General features: G+C 62.9%; 16 protein-coding genes. 12 read left to right on the top strand and 4 right to left on the bottom strand.

Annotated features, from left to right (window positions below; genetic code table 11):
* The 7 genes from JQ575_RS33075 (at position 1) to JQ575_RS33045 (ending at position 5920) form a co-directional block, all read left to right on the top strand.
* The gene (locus JQ575_RS33075) at positions 1-1104 is read left to right on the top strand and encodes a carbon-phosphorus lyase complex subunit PhnI (protein WP_212037365.1); all 1104 of its coding nucleotides are present in this window, start codon (positions 1-3) and stop codon (positions 1102-1104) included.
* Complete coding sequence (locus tag JQ575_RS33070) at positions 1101-1985, top strand: alpha-D-ribose 1-methylphosphonate 5-phosphate C-P-lyase PhnJ (protein WP_212037364.1); 885 nt, start codon at positions 1101-1103, stop codon at positions 1983-1985. Before JQ575_RS33075 ends, JQ575_RS33070 begins: the two co-directional genes overlap by 4 nt.
* Entirely contained in the window at positions 1978-2769 is a 792-nt protein-coding gene (phnK, locus tag JQ575_RS33065) for a phosphonate C-P lyase system protein PhnK (RefSeq protein WP_212037363.1), read from the top strand. The genes JQ575_RS33070 and phnK overlap by 8 nt, the downstream gene beginning before the upstream one ends.
* A gap of 9 nt (positions 2770-2778) precedes the next feature.
* The gene (gene phnL / locus JQ575_RS33060) at positions 2779-3477 is read left to right on the top strand and encodes a phosphonate C-P lyase system protein PhnL (protein ID WP_212037362.1); all 699 of its coding nucleotides are present in this window, start codon (positions 2779-2781) and stop codon (positions 3475-3477) included.
* A gap of 14 nt (positions 3478-3491) precedes the next feature.
* Entirely contained in the window at positions 3492-4649 is a 1158-nt protein-coding gene (locus JQ575_RS33055; RefSeq protein ID WP_212037361.1) for an alpha-D-ribose 1-methylphosphonate 5-triphosphate diphosphatase, read from the top strand.
* The gene (gene phnN, locus JQ575_RS33050) at positions 4646-5236 is read left to right on the top strand and encodes a phosphonate metabolism protein/1,5-bisphosphokinase (PRPP-forming) PhnN (protein WP_212037360.1); all 591 of its coding nucleotides are present in this window, start codon (positions 4646-4648) and stop codon (positions 5234-5236) included. The genes JQ575_RS33055 and phnN overlap by 4 nt, the downstream gene beginning before the upstream one ends.
* Positions 5237-5308: 72 nt before the next feature.
* Positions 5309-5920: a pyridoxamine 5'-phosphate oxidase family protein gene (locus JQ575_RS33045; protein WP_212037359.1), complete on the top strand. Its 612-nt coding sequence runs from the start codon at positions 5309-5311 to the stop codon at positions 5918-5920.
* A 409-nt stretch (positions 5921-6329) separates the two neighbouring features.
* Here JQ575_RS33045 and JQ575_RS33040 read toward each other — a convergent pair whose 3' ends face one another.
* From JQ575_RS33040 to JQ575_RS33025, 4 genes are all read right to left on the bottom strand, one after another.
* Complete coding sequence (locus JQ575_RS33040; RefSeq protein WP_212037358.1) at positions 6330-6524, bottom strand: hypothetical protein; 195 nt, start codon at positions 6522-6524, stop codon at positions 6330-6332.
* A 158-nt stretch (positions 6525-6682) separates the two neighbouring features.
* A complete protein-coding gene (locus JQ575_RS33035; protein ID WP_212037357.1) occupies positions 6683-7000 on the bottom strand; it encodes an antibiotic biosynthesis monooxygenase in 318 nt (105 codons plus the stop codon).
* Positions 7001-8746: 1746 nt separating this feature from the next.
* Entirely contained in the window at positions 8747-9088 is a 342-nt protein-coding gene (locus JQ575_RS33030) for a hypothetical protein (protein ID WP_212037356.1), read from the bottom strand.
* 145 nt (positions 9089-9233) lie between these two features.
* On the bottom strand, positions 9234-9551 hold the full coding sequence (locus JQ575_RS33025) for a hypothetical protein (protein ID WP_212037355.1): 318 nt from the start codon (positions 9549-9551) through the stop codon (positions 9234-9236).
* 498 nt (positions 9552-10049) lie between these two features.
* On the opposite strand from JQ575_RS33025, the gene JQ575_RS33020 reads away from it, so the two are divergent.
* The 5 genes from JQ575_RS33020 to JQ575_RS33000 are packed head-to-tail and all read left to right on the top strand — an operon-like array spanning position 10050 to position 16011.
* The gene (locus JQ575_RS33020) at positions 10050-10526 is read left to right on the top strand and encodes a formate dehydrogenase subunit gamma (protein WP_212037354.1); all 477 of its coding nucleotides are present in this window, start codon (positions 10050-10052) and stop codon (positions 10524-10526) included.
* Entirely contained in the window at positions 10523-12079 is a 1557-nt protein-coding gene (locus JQ575_RS33015; protein WP_212037353.1) for an NADH-quinone oxidoreductase subunit NuoF, read from the top strand. The genes JQ575_RS33020 and JQ575_RS33015 overlap by 4 nt, the downstream gene beginning before the upstream one ends.
* An 11-nt stretch (positions 12080-12090) precedes the next feature.
* Entirely contained in the window at positions 12091-14970 is a 2880-nt protein-coding gene (gene fdhF, locus JQ575_RS33010) for a formate dehydrogenase subunit alpha (protein ID WP_212037352.1), read from the top strand.
* A 2-nt stretch (positions 14971-14972) separates the two neighbouring features.
* Positions 14973-15803, top strand: coding sequence for a formate dehydrogenase accessory sulfurtransferase FdhD (fdhD, locus tag JQ575_RS33005; RefSeq protein ID WP_212037351.1), 831 nt, complete (start codon positions 14973-14975; stop codon positions 15801-15803).
* Positions 15793-16011 (top strand): formate dehydrogenase subunit delta, encoded by a 219-nt coding sequence (locus tag JQ575_RS33000; protein WP_192736050.1) that lies wholly within the window; start codon positions 15793-15795, stop codon positions 16009-16011. The genes fdhD and JQ575_RS33000 overlap by 11 nt, the downstream gene beginning before the upstream one ends.
* Positions 16012-16356 lie beyond the last annotated feature (345 nt).

Here is a 16356-nt window from a genome sequence, read left to right as displayed (position 1 = left end):
ATGTACGTTGCCGTCAAGGGAGGCGAACGCGCCATCGAGAACGCCCATCGGCTGCTGGCGCATGAGCGGCGCGGCGACCGTGACGTTCCCGAGGTCTCGCTGTCCCAGATTTCCGAGCAGTTGTCGCTCGGCGTCGACCGGGTCATGACCGAGGGCGCACTGTACGATCGCGAGCTTGCGGCGCTGGCGATCAAGCAGGCGCGCGGCGACATGATCGAGGCAATCTTCCTGGTGCGCGCGTTCCGCGCCACCCTGCCGCGCTTCGGCGCCACTGAGCCGGTCGATACCGGCGCGATGCAGGTGCGGCGGCGGATTTCCTCGACCTTCAAGGATATTCCGGGCGGACAAATTCTGGGACCCACCTTCGATTACACCCATCGGCTGCTCGATCCGCAGCTCGCGGAGGGATTTTCTCCGGAAACACCGGAGACGAGCGAAGCCTCGCTCGCGGCGACGCCGCGCGTCACCGACATTCTCGGCCGGGACGGCCTGATCGAGCCGTCGCCGGCAGCGGATGCGGAGACGCCGGTCGGCGACCTCACACGCGAGCCGCTCAGCTTCCCGGCGGATCGCGACCTGCGCCTGCAGAACCTGGCGCGCGCCGACGAAGGCTTTCTGCTGGCGCTGGGCTATTCCTCGCAGCGCGGCTATGGCCGCAACCATCCGTTTGCCGGCGAAATCCGGTTCGGCGAAGTCGAGATCGAATTCATGGCCGAGGACGTCGGTTTCGCCGTGCCGCTCGGCGCGATCGCGATGACCGAATGCCAGATGGTCAACCAGTTTAAGGGCTCGGCCACCGAAGCGCCGTGTTTTACCCGCGGCTACGGGCTCGCCTTCGGGCAGAGCGAGCGCAAGACCATGTCGATGGCGCTGGTCGACCGCACGCTGCGCGCCCGCGAACTCGGCGAGGAAGCGATCGCACCCGCCCAGGACGAAGAGTTCGTGATGTCGCATTCTGACAATGTGCAGGCGACCGGTTTCGTCGAACATCTCAAGCTGCCGCATTACGTCGACTTCCAGTCCGAACTCGGTCTGCTGCGCAAGTTGCGCAAGGAGTTCGCGGAAGCCACGGAAGCGCCGCCGATGCAGGAGGCCGCGGAATGAACGCGCCGACGTATAATTTCGCCTATCTCGACGAACAGACCAAACGGATGATCCGCCGCGCGATCCTGAAAGCGATCGCGATCCCCGGCTATCAGGTGCCGTTCGCCAGCCGGGAAATGCCGATGCCTTATGGCTGGGGTACCGGCGGCGTGCAGGTGACCGCGGCGATCCTCGGGCCCGACGATGTGCTGAAGGTGATCGACCAGGGGTCTGACGACACCACGAATGCGATCTCGATCCGAAAGTTCTTCGGCAAGACCGCCGGCGTTGCGACGACGACCGCGACCGCGGACGCCACCGTGATCCAGACCCGGCACCGGATTCCCGAAGCGCCGCTGCATGGCGGGCAGGTGTTGGTCTATCAGGTGCCGATCCCCGAGCCGCTGCGCTTTCTCGAGCCGCGCGAGACCGAGACGAGGCGCATGCATGCGCTCGGCGAATACGGCCTGATGCATGTCAAGCTGTATGAGGACATCGCGCGCTTCGGCCATATCGCGACGTCCTATGCCTATCCGGTGAAGGTGAACGCGCGTTACGTCATGGACCCGTCGCCGACGCCGAAATTCGACAATCCCAAGATGGACAATTGCCCGGCGCTGCAATTGTTCGGCGCCGGGCGCGAGAAGCGGATCTACGCGATCCCGCCGCATACGTCAGTGGTCTCGCTCGATTTCGAGGATCATCCCTTCACGCGGTACCGTTTTGACGCGCCCTGCGCACTGTGCGGGGCCGGGGATTCCTACCTCGATGAAATCGTCACCGACGACAAGGGCGGCCGGATGTTCGTCTGTTCCGATACCGATTATTGCGAGAGCCGCCAATTGGCCGGGCATCGCGGCAGCGAAAGCGCGGCGCCGCACAAGGAGAGGGCGCATGGCTGAGCAAACCCTCGACGATCAACCGCTGCTGGTCGCCGAAAACCTCGGCAAGACCTATGGGAAGCTGATCGCCTGCCGCGACGTCTCCTTTGCGCTCTATCCCGGCGAGGTGCTGGCTGTCGTCGGCGAGTCCGGGTCGGGCAAGTCGACGCTGCTGCAACTGCTGTCGGCCCAGCTGGCGCCGAGCGCCGGCAGTGTCTCGTACCGGATGCGCGATGGCGTGCTGCGCGATCTGGCGGCGTTGGGCGAAGCCGAGCGGCGTTTCCTGTTCCGTACCGACTGGGGCTTTGTGCACCAGGATCCCGCGCAGGGCCTGCGGATGGCGGTCTCGGCGGGGGCCAATGTCGGCGAGCGGCTGATGGCGGTGGGCTGGAATCACTACGGCCGCATCCGCGACACCGCGTCGTCCTGGCTGGAGCGGGTGGAGATCGACACCGACCGTATCGACGACGCGCCGCGGACCTACTCCGGCGGCATGCGTCAGCGGTTGCAGATCGCGCGCAACCTCGTCACCGAGCCGCGGCTGGTGTTCATGGACGAGCCGACCGGCGGCCTCGACGTATCGGTGCAGGCGCGGCTGCTCGACCTGATGCGCAACCTGGTCAGCGAACTCGGCCTTGCGGCCATCGTCGTCACCCACGATCTTGCGGTGGCGAGGCTGCTGTCGCACCGCGTGATGGTGATGAAGGGCGGCCGGGTCATTGAAACCGGATTGACCGATCAGGTGCTCGACGATCCCCGCGAACCCTACACCCAGTTGCTCGTCTCCTCGATTTTGCCGGCATGAGTTAGGCCAATGACCGCGATGATCGACATAACCAACGCCGAAAAAACCTTCACCATGCATCTGCAGGGCGGCGTCGAACTGCCAGTCGTGCGCGGGGTCTCGTTTCACGTCGCGCCGGGCGAATGCGTGGTGCTGTCGGGCCCGTCAGGCGCCGGCAAATCCTCGATCCTGAAGATGATCTTCGGCAACTACCGCTGCGACGGCGGGCGGATCGGCATCCGCCACCAGGGCACCGTGATCGATCTCGCCACCGCCGAACCGCGGCAGGTACTGAGCGTGCGCCGGTCCACCATCGGTTATGTCAGCCAGTTCCTGCGGGCGGTGCCGCGGGTGGCGACCATCGACGTGGTGGCCGAGCCCCTGATCGTGAACGGGATCGCCCGTGCAGAGGCGCGCGAGCAGGCCGGCACGCTGTTGCGCCGGCTCAATATCCCCGAACGGCTGTGGGCGCTGCCGCCCTCGACGTTCTCGGGCGGCGAACAGCAGCGCGTCAATATCGCCCGCGGCTTCATTTCCGATCTGCCGATCCTGCTGCTGGACGAGCCGACGGCATCGCTCGACGCCGCCAACCGCGCTGTCGTGGTTGAATTGATCGATCAGAATAAACGTCAGGGGGTGGCGATGGTGGCGATCGTCCATGACGACGAGATCCGCCATTTGATCGCGGACCGGATCGTCGATGTGACGTCGTTTGCCTCGGCGGCATAGGGAAGAGAAGTGAGATGAGCGCAACGAAGCACGAGACCATTTTGGGCAATGCCGGCATCATCCTCGCCGATCGCGTGATCGAGCGCGGCTGGGTCGCCATATCAGATGGCCGCATCGCCGAATTCGGTCAGGGCGATGCCCCCGGCCGAGCCGAGGACGCCGCCGGCGACCTCATCATGCCCGGCCTGATCGAACTGCACACCGACCATCTCGAAGCACACTACGTGCCGCGGCCAAAGGTGTTTTGGGATCCGATCGCCGCCGTTGTCTCCTACGACGGGCAACTGGCCACTTCGGGCATCACCACCGTGTTGGACTCGCTGCGGGTCTGGCGCGAGGACGGCGCCGAGGAGGTCGATGGCAGGGCAGGCGTGCTCGCGAAGGCGATCACAACGGCGCGTGAGGAAAACCTGCTGCGCGCCGATCACTTCCTGCATCTGCGCTGCGAGATCCCAATGCCGAGCGTCGTCGAGGAAGCCAAGGAACTGATCGACCGGCCGGACATCCGGCTGATGTCGCTGATGGACCACACGCCGGGACAGCGCCAGTTCCGCGATGAAGGAAAGCTGCGCGACTATTACCGCGGCAAGAACGGCGGCAAGACCGACGCCGAGCTCGACGTGCTGTTCGAGCGGCGCTTTGTGTACCAGAAGACCTATGCCGCGGCCAATATGCGCGAGATCGTGGCCCTGGCGCATCAATACGCGATACCGCTTGCCAGCCATGACGACACGACCGAGGAAAACGTCATCGACGCTGTGCGCGACCGCGTCGCGGTGGCCGAGTTTCCGACCACGATGGAGGCCGCGCGCGGTCTGCACCAGGCCGGCATCGGCATCCTGATGGGCGCGCCGAACGTGGTGCGCGGCGGCTCGCATTCCGGCAACATCGCCGCCGTCGATCTCGCCCGCGAGGGGCTCTTGGACATCCTGTCGTCCGACTACATTCCCTCGAGCCTGTTGATGGCCGCCCTGCAACTGCCGCGGCATGTTCCTGCCATTGATCTCGCTTCTGCCGTCCGCACCGTCACCAAGACGCCGGCCGAGGCGGTGGGGCTTTCGGACCGCGGCGAAATCGCGGTCGGCAAGCGCGCCGACCTGATCAGGGTACACGTGGCGCGCGACATCCCGGTGGTGCGCAGCGTCTGGCGGGAAGGGCAGCGTGTGGCATGACAGACATACTCGCGACATCAACGGGCCATGCGGACGCGATCGGGCCGGGCCGGCTCATCCTGGTGGTCGGGCCGAGCGGCGCCGGCAAGGATACGCTGCTTGGGCTTGCCAAGGCGGCCTGCGCCGATGATGGCGCCATCGCATTCCCGCGCCGCGTGATCACGCGGCAAGCCTCGGCCTCCGAGGACAATGAAGAGGTCAGCGCCGGCACGTTCGAGGCGGCGCTGGCGCGTGACGAATACGCCATGCATTGGGAAGCGCACGGCCACCGCTACGCGATATCGCGCGCCATCGACAACGAAATCCGCGCCGGGCACACCGTTGTCGCCAATGTTTCGCGCACCATCATTTCAGCGATGCGCCGCGCCTACGCCGACGTCACGGTGATCTCGATCACCGCGCCGCCGAACGTTCTGGCGGAGCGCCTGGCGATGCGAAGCCGCAGCAGTGACGGCAAGATCGAGCACCGGCTGAGCCGCACGGTGGACGAGGCCGCGCCTGACGTCACCATCGTCAACACCGGCAGCGCCGAGTTTCACGCGCGTCAGCTGGTGCGGGCGATCAAGGGCGAGAAGTGGGACGAGTAGATAGCGTTTTCAAGCGAAGTGGATAGCGGTTCGCGTGAAGAAAACGCGTCAAAAAGAGAATCCGGAGAAGCAATGACCGTAGTCTCGACGATTGAACAACTCGAGGCCATCTATGGCTTTCCCAACGATGCTTCGACGGTCAAGGTCGCGGACCGCGTCACCCCGTCCTACCGGGCGCTGATGGATCAGTCGCCCTTTGTGGCGCTGGCGACCTGCGGACCGGAGGGGCTGGATTGTTCGCCCCGCGGCGATCTGCCCGGCTTCGTGCGTTTCCATGATGAAAAGACGCTGATGATGCCGGATCGCCGCGGCAACAACCGCTGCGATTCCCTGCGCAATATCGTGCGAGACCCCAGGGTAGCGCTGCTGTTCCTGATCCCGGGCTCGGGCAGCACGCTGCGCGTCAACGGCCGCGCGCATGTTTCCGCCGAGCCCGAGCTGCTGGCGTCGTTCAAGATGGACGGCAAGGCGCCGCGCACCGTGATCGTCATGACGGTGGACGAGATCTATTTCCAGTGCGCCCGCGCCATCGTCCGCGCCGATCTCTGGAATCCCGACAAGCGCGTCGATCCGATGACCTTGCCGACACCAGGCGATATTCTGGCCGAGATGAGCAACAACACCGTGGGCGGCGAGAAATACGACCGTGAATGGCCGGAGCGCGCGCGTCAGACGATGTGGTGATTGCTGGTTCGCAAGTGCCGTTCGCTTTCCGGTTTAACAATGCGCCCTCTACTTCGGCAGGTGGGCTTCCCGCCGCTCCTTGAAGGAAGACGCCCGGCTTGACCGGGCTCACGATTATCGTGACACTTCGGATTGCCAGTCTCCGCGGGGGCGGAGGTGGCATTTCCAATAGGGAGGTTTTGATGATCCGTTTTTCAGCTATCGTTGCAATTGCGTTCGCGCTCGCTGTTTTCGTCGGGGGATCGCTTGCGCAGGCCCAGAAGGCCTCAGACCCAAAGAGCCAGCCCGGTAGTGGCCAGTGCCGGCTTTCAAACGGGCAAAAATGCTAATCTGATTCGATCAGCCAGCGCGTCGCGCGGTTGTCCTGGGCTCGCCGGCCATGCCGGTGAGCCCATTTTCGTGCTGGGTACTACCCTTGATTTGCGGCGGGGCTCTGACTTGTGGCGCTGGCGATGAAAGCATTGAACCGCAGGGCGCCCTCGGCAAATCTCTTCAGAAACTCGGCCGTGCTCGCCTCGGCTTCGGGCAAGACATTGTCCACGAGGCCGCCACCCGCAACGGACCCTAGTTCCTCAACGCTCAGTTCGCGATTTTCGCTGGTCATTGTCTCGCACCATTTTGCGACGTTTCGCAGGCTGCGATCATGGCGGATTACAATCGACGGAGATGTGACGTAAATCACGAAACGAAGGATGTCGCCGGAGTGGTGGCTTGTTTCACGGTTCTTGCTCGGTTGTTCTGAAGGGGACCGCAGGACGGGCGCTAGATTGCGTGGCTATGCCGTATCTTCAGAATCTGAACTGACTTCGGAAGCTCGATCAGAAAATCCTTGTCGCGCTCCAGGTGATGGATCCTGGATGGGTCTCCGCCCGTGAAACTGCTCATCGATTCCAGGCTTTCCCAGTACGAGATGGTGACGAACTCGGTCTCGTTTTGCCGGTCCTCGCGGAACGTCTGGACGGCAAGGGCCTTCTCGATCAGCGGCTTGATGCCGACCTCGTAATTGTAGGCCTCGTACTCGTCCGCCACATCTGGATTGGTCCTCCCGCGCCAAACGCGGGCGATCTGAGGTTTGGTCATGTTGGGCCTCCGTTCGGAGAACCCGCTTCTGAATAAACCGTTCCACCAACTCAACGGGCCCCGAGTCCCCCTTTCTTTATTGAGGGCCTGCCATCCAGGCACATTACCGGTTGTTCAGAATTCTGCCGACGAAACAAGTTTGAAACAATCGCGAAACCAAATCGCCATGAACCCCCCGAAATCTTAGGCCGACTAACCATCGAACAGGAGATGATGACGATGATTAAAGTTGGCTCGAAGGAAGAAGTTGCCCTGCTGCTCGCATTGTTTGGCGTGCTCGATCTGCCGGTACAGGCGCCCAAGAAGCGCAAATGACACTGCTCGTCGCCCCACTGTTGTTTGTCTTGCTGGGCGTCGGAGCTGTCAAAGCCAAACCGGCTGGGAGGTCTTCCTCATGGTTGCAGTCGGCAGCCTGTGCATTCTCGTAGTGACGTTGGGAATCTTGATGTGGGGATTCCGCAACTTCGGTTAATTCTGATCGATCAGCCATACGCCCGCGCGGCTAAGCGTCTACAAATTGTGGTCGGCGCAAAATGCGGATGTTATCATGCCCGAGGGGCGCCTGTGAGTTGTCGGGCTATTGGCTATGTGCCCGTGCCTGCCGGCCTATTCGGTCCAGATGCGCTCTCCGCACTGCTTGCATTCAAACATATGAATGACAACTCCGCTCTCGGATTCCATGATCGTTTTGAGAAGAGTGAGTCTTCCTGCGCAGAAGCGGCAGTCATGGTTTGATTGATCCCGAGCAGTGGCAATCTTCTCAGCTCGAAATAGCTCCATGACGCCCCCTTCCCACAAAGGTTAGGGTACGGAGCGCCGGTTTCGTGAGGCGTAATTGGGCAACAAGTCTTGCCCCGGGCGACAAAGTTAAAGATGAAGGTCAGTTGTCCACAGCAATCCGCCGGCGCGCGCCGCCACTCGGGTCATCAACCTTCCTGCCGAAGGAAAGCCACCGCAACGCCTTTTTCCGTCAGACGGCCGGCAACCGCCGGCTGCTTCATAGTCGCCCTAATTTTCTATGTCGGGAACCGGACTTAAGTGATAGATTCGGTCATCATCGGAATGAGTTTGGCAATTGCCGATGACTGAGAGTGTAGTGCTCCCGCCTGTTTCAGGGACGCAGCACATGCCGAAATTCGACCCGTCAATCTTGCCCTTGAAGCGCCCGCGTTTCGATTGGCTGTTCTGGGCATCCGTAGTCTCGACGCCCTTTTTGTTTGCCGTGTTCTTCTACATTCTAGATTAGGCTCGTCGGTACTACCGTCAACGCGTCAAAAGGTCTGCACGCGTCCTTCCATCATCGCCTGTTCAACTTCGTCGGCAAGCCGTTCGAAATGACGACGAAGCCGGTCATACGTGTCGTTAAAGTGCGCCAACGTTTTGTTGTTTTGCCTCAATAGCGAATGGCACAAACTGCACAAGCCAGGAGATGCCCGCGGGTGTATCGTGTTGAATTCACGAACAATGCCCCGTGAGAGCACCGCGCCATGGCAATCGAATTCCTCTATCGCGCAGGCATCATCGCCCTTGGCCTGATGAACGTCGGGCTGGTTGCTGTCCTATTGTTTGCAGGCCGCTAAAGCCGCAGGCGACGATTTGAAACTCGCGGCTCATCGCCGGATGCACCCGCTCATAACGCCCAGTGCACTAAACGGCCGCCGCCATGGGCAGCGTCTGGGATATGTGCCTGACTTACCGCTGGCAGCCGAGCGCCGTGCCACTGGCGCACGGCCGCCTCAACACGGATTAGTAGCGCGGGCAAACCCAGTTGCCGTAGGTATCGTAGCCGCAGCCGCCGCCGTAATAGGCTCCTGCCGCCGCAGCGCCAACAGCAGCCGCGCCGACCGCTGCCGCACCGTAGCCCCGACGATACCCGTAGCCAGCATAACCGTAGCGACCGCCGCGCACTGCGACAGCGCCACCCCGAGCGCCTCGAACTGCGACCGCGCCGCCGCGGTAGCCACCACCGTGAAATCCGCCACCGCGATAAGCGCCACCGCCGCGACCGCGGGCATAGGCATCGTCTGGGAGCAAACTGGCGGCGAGCAGAACAAGTGCCGCAAAAGCAGCAAGAACATAGCGAAGCATGGCCGAACCTCTTTCTACAAACCCTGCCGGACAGGAAATTGCGGCGCTGTCAGTGCGGGGCATTGATGTAGATCAACGGAACTCGTGCCTAAAATTCATGTGGCGAGCTGTCGGGTGCTGGCGGGGCTGGAATGCAAGCGGTGGGTCAAGGGCGGCGCGGCGCTCCGGCCTTGTCTGCCAGCGCGATCTGGTTTGCTTCCGGGGTGAGCCCGGCGCGGTCAAGTGCGGCGCGCCATGCCGGCATGCCGATTACGACTGAAAGGGTGGGGCTGGCGATCAGATAGACGGGCGAGCCGCCCTCGCGGAAAGCCATTTCGACATCGAGAAGGGTTGCCCCTCGGTTCGTCGCCAGAACCGCGGTGACGGCCGCGGTGATAACGTCGATATCGCGCGAGCGCTCGGCGATGAGCAAGGCATGACGCTGATCAAGCGATAAAGTCATGAAAGAGTTTTCCGCGCGCATTCTAAGGCGGTTGAACGAGTTTCCAGCCAGTTGCTGGTTTGGTAGCGGCCGCCCGCCCTCGAACTTTGGTGGACCGCTGACCTCTACCCGAACCACCGACGCCCGGTCTTGTTACTGCCCGCCAATGACTTGGTTTTCGACGCCACACATCCATCCGCCGTTGGTCTGACTGGATCGGCTGATAGCCACCGGAGGCCGCCGAGGGCGAGCGCTTACCCAGCATGGTTGCACCTACCGGCGGGTTTCTCGGATAAAATCCGAGATCCTGAAAATTATAGAAACGGCTGCGAGTACGGAGGGGCGGCTCGAACGCTCGACTCCACCGCTCCAGACCAACACGTCGAAGAACGCAGACTTACATTTATTGCTTTTTGATATCGTTTAATTGCGGCTTCCTATCGATCGCGTTTCCGTATCGCAACATGAGACAGCTTTATTGATTCCTGGATCGATTCCAATTCTCTTGGGCGGATAGCAAATCGCCGACAGAGAATGTGGATGACACCTGCTTACGACCCATGGACCGCGGTACGCGGCGCTGAAATCATCGCGGAGCATTCCCACCTCGAGGGTGCGACGCTGGTGATCCTGCATGCGCTGCAGGAAGCATTCGGTTACGTGCCGGAGCCGGCGATCCCGATGGTGGCATCGGCGCTCAACCTGTCGCGCGCCGAGGTTCACGGCGTGTTTACCTTTTACCATGATTTCCGCCGCGAGCCTGCCGGCCGGCATGTTCTGAAACTCTGCCGCGCCGAAGCCTGCCAGGCCGCCGGCGGCGACGCGCTCGCCGCGCGCGCCGAGGCGAAACTCGGGATTGCACTGGGCCATACCACCGCCGACGAGCGCGTCACACTGGCGCCGATCTACTGCCTTGGCCTGTGCGCAACCGCGCCGTCGGCGATGCTGGATGGCCGCGTGGTTGGCCGGCTTGACGAAGCGCGTATGGATGCACTGGTCGCGGAGGCGCAGCGATGACGCTTCGCATTTACGTTTCGCGCGATGCTGGCGCGGTCGCGGTCGGCGCCGACGACGTGGCGGAAGTGCTGGAACGCGGCGCCGCCAGCCGCGGCTTGGCGATCGAAATCGTCAGGACCGGCTCGCGCGGGCTGTATTGGCTGGAGCCGATGCTCGAGGTCGCCTCCGCGCAGGGCCGAGTCGCCTTTGGGCCGGTGACGGAGGTCGATGTACCCTCCGTGCTCGATGCGATGGCGGCAGACGGTCCGCATGTCCTGCGGCTCGGTATCGCCGACGAAATCCCCTGGTTGAAACGGCAGACCCGTTTGACCTTTGCGCGCTGCGGCGTGATCGATCCGCGCTCGGTCGAGGATTATCGCGCCCACGACGGCTACAAGGGGCTCGAGCGCGCGCTGAAGCTTGGCTCCGACGGGATCCTCGCCGACGTCACGACCTCGGGCTTGCGTGGCCGTGGTGGCGCGGGATTTCCAACCGGAATCAAATGGAAGACGGTGGCGCAGGCTAGCGCCGACCGCAAATTCATCGTCTGCAACGCCGACGAAGGCGATAGCGGTACGTTTGCCGACCGCATGATCATGGAAGGCGATCCCTTCGTGGTGATCGAGGGCATGACGATCGCAGGCGTCGCGGTCGGCGCCACCTATGGCTACATCTACATCCGCTCGGAATATCCGCACGCGGTCGAGGCGATGAATGCGGCAATAGCCGCCGCCAGGCGCGCCGGCTTTCTCGGCGCGCGCGTCGGTGGCTCTGACCACAGCTTCGACCTCGAAGTTCGCGTAGGCGCCGGCGCCTATGTCTGCGGCGAGGAAACCGCGCTGCTGGAAAGCCTGGAAGGACGCCGCGGCATCGTGCGCGCCAAGCCACCATTGCCGGCGCACAAGGGCCTGTTCGGCAAGCCGACCGTGATCAACAACGTGCTGTCGTTTGCGGCGATTCCCTTCATCCTGGCCGGCGGGGCCAAAGCCTATGCCGATTTCGGTATGGGCCGTTCGCGCGGTACGATGCCGATCCAGCTCGCCGGCAACATCAAGCACGGCGGATTGTTCGAGGTCGCATTCGGCATCACCCTTGGCGAACTGATCGACGACGTCGGCGGAGGCACCGCGAGTGGCCGCCCGGTGCGCGCCGTGCAGGTCGGTGGACCTCTCGGCGCGTATTTTCCCCGCGAACTGTTCGACACCCCGTTCGATTACGAAGCCTTTGCGGCACGGGACGGCCTGATTGGCCACGGCGGCATCGTGGTGTTCGACGACAGCGTGGACATGTCCAAACAGGCGCGCTTTGCGATGGAGTTCTGCGCCGTCGAATCCTGCGGCAAGTGCACGCCGTGCCGGATCGGCTCCACGCGCGGCGTCGAGACGATCGACAAGATCAGGTCGGGCGAGCGCGTGGCGGAAAACATCGCCGTGGTCGAGGATCTCTGCAACACCATGAAATTCGGTTCGCTCTGCGCCCTGGGCGGTTTCACGCCGTATCCCGTCATGAGCGCGTTGAAGCATTTCCGGGAAGATTTTGACCCGGCACCGGCCCGCTTGCAGGCCGCGGAATAGGAGAGGGCGCAATGTCATTGATCCATGAAACCGACTTTGGAACACCGCGCTCCAGATCCGAGACGATGGTCACGCTGACCATCGACGGCAACAGCGTCACTGTGCCAGAGGGCACTTCGATCATGCGCGCGGCGATGGAGGTCGGCACGCAGATCCCGAAACTTTGCGCCACCGACATGGTCGACGCCTTCGGCTCCTGCCGGCTGTGCCTGATCGAGATCGATGGCCGTGCCGGCACGCCGGCATCCTGCACCACGCCTGTCATGAACGGCCTTGTGGTCCACACCCAGACCGAGCGGCTGAAGAAGCTCCGCAAGGGCGTGATGGAGCTCTATATCTCCGACCATCCGCTGGATTGCCTGACCTGCGCCGCCAATGGCGATTGCGAATTGCAGGACATGGCGGGCGCCGTCGGCCTGCGCGACGTGCGCTACGGCTATGAAGGCGAGAACCATGTGTTCGCCAGGTCGCATGGCTGCGATAACGACGCATGGATGCCGAAGGATGAGTCCAACCCGTACTTCACCTACGATCCGTCGAAGTGCATCGTATGCTCGCGCTGCGTCCGGGCCTGCGAGGAAGTGCAGGGCGCCTTCGCGCTGACGATCTCCGGCCGCGGCTTCGACAGCCGGGTGTCGCCCGGCATGAGCGAAAGTTTCCTCGGCTCCGAATGCGTGTCCTGTGGCGCCTGCGTGCAGGCTTGCCCGACCGCGACGCTCACGGAAAAATCCGTGATCGAGATCGGCCAGCCCGAACATTCGGTCGTAACCACCTGCGCCTATTGCGGTGTCGGCTGCACCTTCAAGGCGGAAATGCGCGGCGAGGAAGTCGTGCGCATGGTGCCATACAAGGACGGCAAGGCGAACCGCGGCCATTCCTGCGTCAAGGGCCGCTTCGCCTGGGGCTACACCACCCACAAGGAACGCATTCTCAAGCCGATGATCCGCGAAAGTATCGACGATCCCTGGCAAGAGGTGTCGTGGGACGAAGCGTTCAACTTCGCTGCCGCCAAGTTCAAGGGCATCCAGCAGAAGTACGGCCGCGACGCCGTCGGCGGTATCACTTCATCCCGCTGCACCAATGAAGATGTGTACGTCGTACAAAAGCTGATCCGCGGCGGTTTCGGCAACAACAATGTCGATACCTGCGCCCGCGTCTGCCATTCGCCGACCGGATACGGCCTGTCGACGACGTTCGGCACCTCCGCCGGGACGCAGGACTTCGATTCGGTCGAACATAGTGATGTGATCATCGTGATTGGCGCCAATCCGGCGGCCGCGCATCCCGTGTTCGCCTCGCGCATGAAGAAGCGGCTGCGTCAGGGTGCGAAGCTGATCGTGATCGATCCCAGGCGCACCGAAATGGTCGAGGCTCCCCATCTCAAGGCGGTACACCATCTGCCGTTGATGCCCGGTACCAACGTCGCCGTGCTGACCGCGCTGGCGCATGTCATCGTGACCGAGGGCCTCGCCGATGAAGCCTTCGTGCGCGAGCGTTGCAACTGGAGCGAGTTCGAGGATTGGGCCGCCTTCGTCGCCCAGCCGAAGAACTCCCCGGAAGCAACCGCGATCATGACCGGCGTCGATCCCAAGGAGTTGCGCGCCGCGGCGCGGCTATTCGCCACCGGCGGCAATGGCGCGATCTATTACGGTCTCGGCGTCACCGAACACAGCCAGGGCTCCACCACCGTGATCGCCATCGCCAATCTTGCGATGGCGACCGGCAATATCGGCCGGCCCGGCGTCGGCGTGAACCCGCTGCGCGGCCAGAATAACGTGCAGGGTTCCTGCGACATGGGTTCATTCCCGCACGAATTGCCCGGCTATCGCCATATCTCCGGCGAGGCGGTGCGTGACCAGTTCGAGGCGATGTGGAACGTCAAGCTCAATCCCGAACCGGGCCTGCGCATTCCCAATATGTTCGACGCCGCGATCGAAGGCACTTTCATGGGCCTCTATGTGCAGGGGGAGGACATCCTGCAGTCCGACCCCAACACCAAGCATGTGGTGGCGGCGCTGTCGTCGATGGAATGCGTCATCGTGCACGATCTCTTCCTCAACGAGACCGCGAACTACGCTCATGTGTTTTTGCCGGGATCGACCTTCCTCGAGAAGGACGGCACCTTCACCAACGCCGAGCGGCGCATCCAGCGCGTCCGCAAGGTGATGACGCCGCGCAACGGCCTTGCCGACTGGGAAGTCACAATCGGCCTCGCCAAGGCGATGGGCTATGAGATGCACTATGATCACCCGTCGCAGATCATGGACGAGATCGCGGCGCTGACGCCGACCTTCGCCGGCGTATCCTACGCCAGGCTTGAAGAACTCGGTTCGGTGCAGTGGCCCTGCAACGACAAGGCGCCGGAGGGCACGCCGGTCATGAATATCGACGGCTTCGTCCGCGGCAAGGGCAAATTCGTCATCACCGAATACATCCCGACCGACGAGCGCACCGGGCCGCGTTTCCCGCTGCTGCTGACCACGGGCCGCATCCTCAGCCAGTACAATGTCGGTGCGCAGACGCGCCGCACGGACAACGTCGTCTGGCACAGCGAGGACCTGCTGGAAATTCATCCGCACGACGCCGAACAGCGTGGCGTGCGCGACGGCGACTGGGTGCGGCTCAAGAGCCGTGCCGGCGAGACCACGCTGCGGGCGGAGATCACCGATCGGGTAGCGCCGGGCGTGGTCTACACCACCTTCCATCACCCGGACACGCAGGCCAACGTCATCACGACGGACTATTCGGACTGGGCGACAAATTGCCCTGAATACAAGGTCACGGCGGTGCAGATCTCGCCGTCGAATGGTCCGTCGGACTGGCAAAAAGCCTATGACGAGCAGGCCCGTCACTCGCGTCGCATTGCGCCCGTCGTGGAAGCCGCGGAGTAACCATGCACGAGCCGGTTCGCATGGTGGATCGTCTGGTCTGGCGCGACAGTGGCCGGAGTGAGGGCGCGAGGATCATTCCGGAGGAAACCGCGCTCGCGCTGACCTATAATGGCGGAACTTATGCCGTCATGATGGGGACGCCGCAGGATCTTGCGGATTTCGCCGTTGGCTTCAGCCTCAGCGAGGGGATCGTGCGATCGCCTCGAGAGATCGAATCCCTCGACATCGTTTCCCTTGACGACGGTATCGAGCTGCGAATGTGGCTCGCGCAATCGAAAGCGGACCAGCTCAGCGAACGGCGGCGGCATATTGCAGGGCCCACCGGCTGTGGATTGTGCGGCATCGATTCCATCGCGGAGGCGGTCCGTCCGGCGGCCGTCGTCCCGCAAGGCCGATCATTCTCGCCACAACAGATCATGGCGGCGATGCAGAGCTTGCCGCCCTTGCAGAGGATCAATGTCGAGACCCGCGCGGTACATGCCGCAGCGTTCTGGACGCCGGCACGCGGCAATGTTGCGCTGCGTGAGGATGTCGGCCGCCACAACGCGCTCGACAAGCTCGTCGGCGCACTCGCGCAGGATGGGATTGCCGCGGACGAAGGCATCGTGCTGCTGACCAGCCGCGTCTCGGTCGAGATGGTGCAGAAGGCTGCAGCGATGGGCGCGCCGCTGATGGTTGCCGTCTCCGCGCCGACGGCGCTGGCGGTGCGGACGGCGGATGCCGCCGGCATCACGCTTGCCGCTATTGCCCGGAGCGACGGGTTCGAAGTCTTCACCCATCCCGGCCGGATCAGCGCCGGCGTCGCCGCCGAGGGAGCCGCCCATGTCGCCTGACCGGCTGATCTACATGGCCAACCAGATTGGCAAATTCTTCCAGAGCCAGGGCCACGACAAGGCGGTGCCGGGCATTGCCGATCATATCAGGAAGTTCTGGGATCCGAGGATGCGTAGCGCGATCCTGGCCCATCTCGACACGGGAGGAACAGGACTGGATCCGGACGTGATGAAGGCGATCGAGGCGCTGAAGACAACGCGATCCTGACTGGCTTCGCGCCCTTGGGTAACCGGGACGATGAAGGACACCACCTGTACGTAAACGCGCCACCGCTTGGTGATGCGACCTGTTGCAGCTGGTGCGTAGGGCAGCGGTGGTGCCACCCGGCGCTGGGTGTACTCGAAAAGTGGCGCCACAGACATGCTGTGAGGACAAACGGACACGGTCAGATTGCAGAAAAGTAGAATCGGGAAAACTTGGTAGTTGTACGCATTTCGTGGCGTATGTAGGCGGAGCGAATTCCGGAAAAAGCGGCAACGGGCCGGCCTTCTTGACCTAGATCAAAGTTTGCGGAGTTTTTGGGGTCAGCATTGCACTGCAATGCATTCGTGC

This window comes from Bradyrhizobium sp. JYMT SZCCT0428 (assembly GCF_018131075.1).
In the GTDB taxonomy this organism is placed as follows: Bacteria; Pseudomonadota; Alphaproteobacteria; order Rhizobiales; family Xanthobacteraceae; genus Bradyrhizobium.
The sequence above is the reverse complement of the archived record's forward strand: the minus strand, read 5'-3'. Positions and strand labels throughout refer to the sequence as shown.